The organism is Brucella pecoris, from assembly GCF_006376675.1.
GTDB classification, from domain to species: domain Bacteria; phylum Pseudomonadota; class Alphaproteobacteria; order Rhizobiales; family Rhizobiaceae; genus Brucella; species Brucella pecoris.
Window position 1 is genome coordinate 1 of sequence record NZ_VEWK01000041.1, and the last position, 3,096, is coordinate 3,096.

Consider the following 3,096-nt stretch of genomic DNA (forward strand, 5'->3'; position numbering starts at 1 on the left):
CCATCCTATATCTTGCGGTTAAACGACAGTGTCGCGAGAGAACGTGCAAGGCGTGAATTGATCGAAGATATAATCCAGGCCGCTCGCATGGGCGTATCTGTCTGACCCGTCAATGTTTCAGCTTCGATCAGGAGAGATCAATAAAAGGAAGCCGCCGGCGCGTTCGGTGTGTTAGTTCACTTACAGCAGTGGCCATTGCTGCTCCAATGTCGGCACTTGCCGTAATTCCCTGCACGAAAGGCTGGTCGTGCATCAGATACGGCAGCGCGCCGAACGCAATCTTGCCACATGCAACGTCCGGTGCCAGCAGGGTATAATCGTCATTTACATCGGGAATATCTTCCCCAAATGACAGGAGTTGTCTCCGCAGTGACGGAAACGGCAGGTCCTTCGTCTTGAGCGGCTTCTGGCCACGGGCGTCGATGAACACGTCGAATGTCCGTATTGCCGAGCCAATGGCGATGACGGTGTGATCCTCCCTTACGTCCATGTCGTAATCGTGCCCAAGTTCGAGCACGTCTATCAGGCCAGCCTTGCGCAGCGCCAGCAGCCTGCGGATCGATTCCGACGGGATGGCGGCATAGTTGTCGACGAAGACCTTGCAGAGTCCTTTATCGAAACGCTCGCGGTCCTCTTCATCAAGATGCGGAATGATCTCCTGCACGACCTCGTGCAGACGAAGGATTGCATAGCGCCAGGGGACGGTATGCTTCTCCCGCTTGTTGCGCTCGACTTCTTTGAGATTGTATTCTGCCCAGCGGAACGCATCGTGGTTTTGGCGGTCGGCAAAGTAGGCATCAGCGAAGCTGTCAGCGTCGAGCTTCGAAAGCGAAACACGCTCGCTCCACACCGGATCGGCCTCCTCGATTTCGCGCGCGACCAAGGCAAATATCCTGTCAAGCAAGCCACTGGCACCGCTCTCGATCTCCCTGTTGATCGCCTGCTCCGTGGCAATCTGCAACGGCTCATACGGGATCGGGCAATAAAAATCCGCTTCTGGAAGGATGCCTGAACTGGACATAAGCGTTATCGCCAGACCTTTACTGTCCGGGTCAAGGTCGAAGCGTAGTTTGTCGTAATCTTCCTCGATAAAGCTTCCATGTTGGGCGACGACCGCCATCGCTGCGTCGATGGCGCTGAGCGATGTCCCCATAATGCCCACTTTACACGCCGGTATCCTGGCTTCGATCAGTCCAGACCAGGGGCTGGGAAAATAACTGCGCGTTGCTTCGTCGTCGTCGGGCCAGACGTGGCCGGTGGCGATGACGACGAGATCGAGAAGTTTCGAATCGAGCTTCCCCTCAGTCCAGAGTTTAACACCATCGGCCGTGGCTTCGATATCCGTGACCTCGCAGGATTCGTGCACTTCGACTTCAAAGCCTTTTCGACGCGCTGCCTCGACAAGAGCCAGAAACTGATCCCGGAAATATTCGCCCAGCAGAATGCGGGGCAGGAATTGTCGATCATGAAGACCTTCCTTGTCGACCCGGTATCGAGCGAGACGCGTCTCATCCTGCTCGCGCAGCCAGTCCAGATAGGTCGAGGTAATCGGCGGAATCTCGATGCTGGCGATGTTGGCAAGCATCATCCGGCTGTTCTCATCGTCATTATAAGGCATGCCTACGCCAGCTTCATCTTCCTTCTCGTAGATCGAGATGGACATTGGCTCTGCGAATTTGAGCAGCGAAAAGAAAGTATAGATCCCGGTCGGTCCGGTGCCGACGATAGCAATGTTCTTCATGGGCGATTACCAATTTCTCCACATTCCAATACGCGCGGTAAACGGCCCGGCTGGGCCGGGCCGCTTGTGTTTGCACTTCGAACATCTCTTCACATCAATTGTATGCTGCGAGATCAGAGCTTGACGGTATCTTCACGCGCCCATAAGCGGAGCTTACGGCAAGACGCGACGAAATCGGTGGCCGCCCTTGCATTGTCGAGCGGGATCAGCCCTTCGTCCATTTCGGGCTCGATACCGGCCTTGGCGAGCAGCGGCATCGCGCCTGCGGTAAAGCCAATGAACTTGCAGTGGGCAAAAGCGTCTGCAACAAAGTCTCTTGCAGTGGACTCGCCGATAAGCCTGTTGGCCGCTTCTTCAGATAACACAAGCGCTACAGCATCAAACAATACGGATGGACCACCGTCAATCATATGGTCGGCCTCCATCCAATCGCCGCTGGATGCTTCGAAACCTCCGACCGTCGGCGCAACCAGTTCCACCATTGCGCCTTCCTTCTCCGCGGCGTGCCGGATACCCTTGAGCACCTGCGCATCCGTGCCATCGGCGACAAGCACGCCGATCTTTCTGCCCTTGAAGCTGCCGGGTCCGTTCTCAATAATGCTGAGTGCAGGAGACGGAGCAAGATTGTCACGTACGGGCACCATTGCATCCGCAGCCTTCGGCATCTTGCGGATGCCGAGCTTTCCGGCGACCGTTTCCGCAAGGTTGGCATCGATGTTGAGCAGATGAGACACAACACGCTCACGGATCACAGGTGTTTCCACCTTCGACAGTTCGAAGGTCAGCGCCATGGCGATATGTTTTTGCTCCACAGCGGTCTGGCTCAGATAGAACTGCCGCGCCTGGCTGTAATGGTCGGCGAAGCTCTCCGGTCTAAGGCGAACTTTCTGTCCGTCTTCCTGCGCTGCAAACGACCGGAACCCGCGCTTGGGATCAGGCCTCGGTCCTTCGCCCCAGGAATTAGGCTGGTAATTTGCTCGTCCGACAGGGTTGCGCATCGCCATATGGCCGTCCTGCTGGAGATGGTGGAACGGACACTTCGGCGCATTGATCGGGATGTGTGTGAAATTAGGACTGCCCAATCTTTTCAACTGCGTGTCGAGATAGGAGAAATTGCGCCCCTGGAGCAGCGGGTCATTGGAGAAATCGATGCCGGGGGGAACGTTCTGCGTCATGAATGCGACCTGCTCGGTCTCGGCGAAGAAATTGTCCGGCATCCGATCCAGCACCAGCCGTCCGACCGGTATTGGCTTGATGACTTCTTCCGGAATCAGCTTCGTCGGATCGAGCACGTCGAAATCGAAGCTGTCGGCAAATTCCTGATCGAAGAGCTGCACGCACAGTTCCCATTCCGG

At 56.2% G+C, this 3,096-nt stretch carries 1 protein-coding gene and 1 pseudogene; both read right to left on the reverse strand.

Annotated elements, in window-relative coordinates; genetic code table 11:
- Positions 1–127: 127 nt before the first annotated feature.
- Positions 128–1,741 (reverse strand): FAD-NAD(P)-binding protein, encoded by a 1,614-nt coding sequence (locus FIB18_RS24470; RefSeq protein WP_140023470.1) that lies wholly within the window; start codon positions 1,739–1,741, stop codon positions 128–130.
- Between the two features lie 113 nt (positions 1,742–1,854).
- A pseudogene (gene katE / locus FIB18_RS24475) lies at positions 1,855–3,096 on the reverse strand (catalase); the annotation flags it as partial.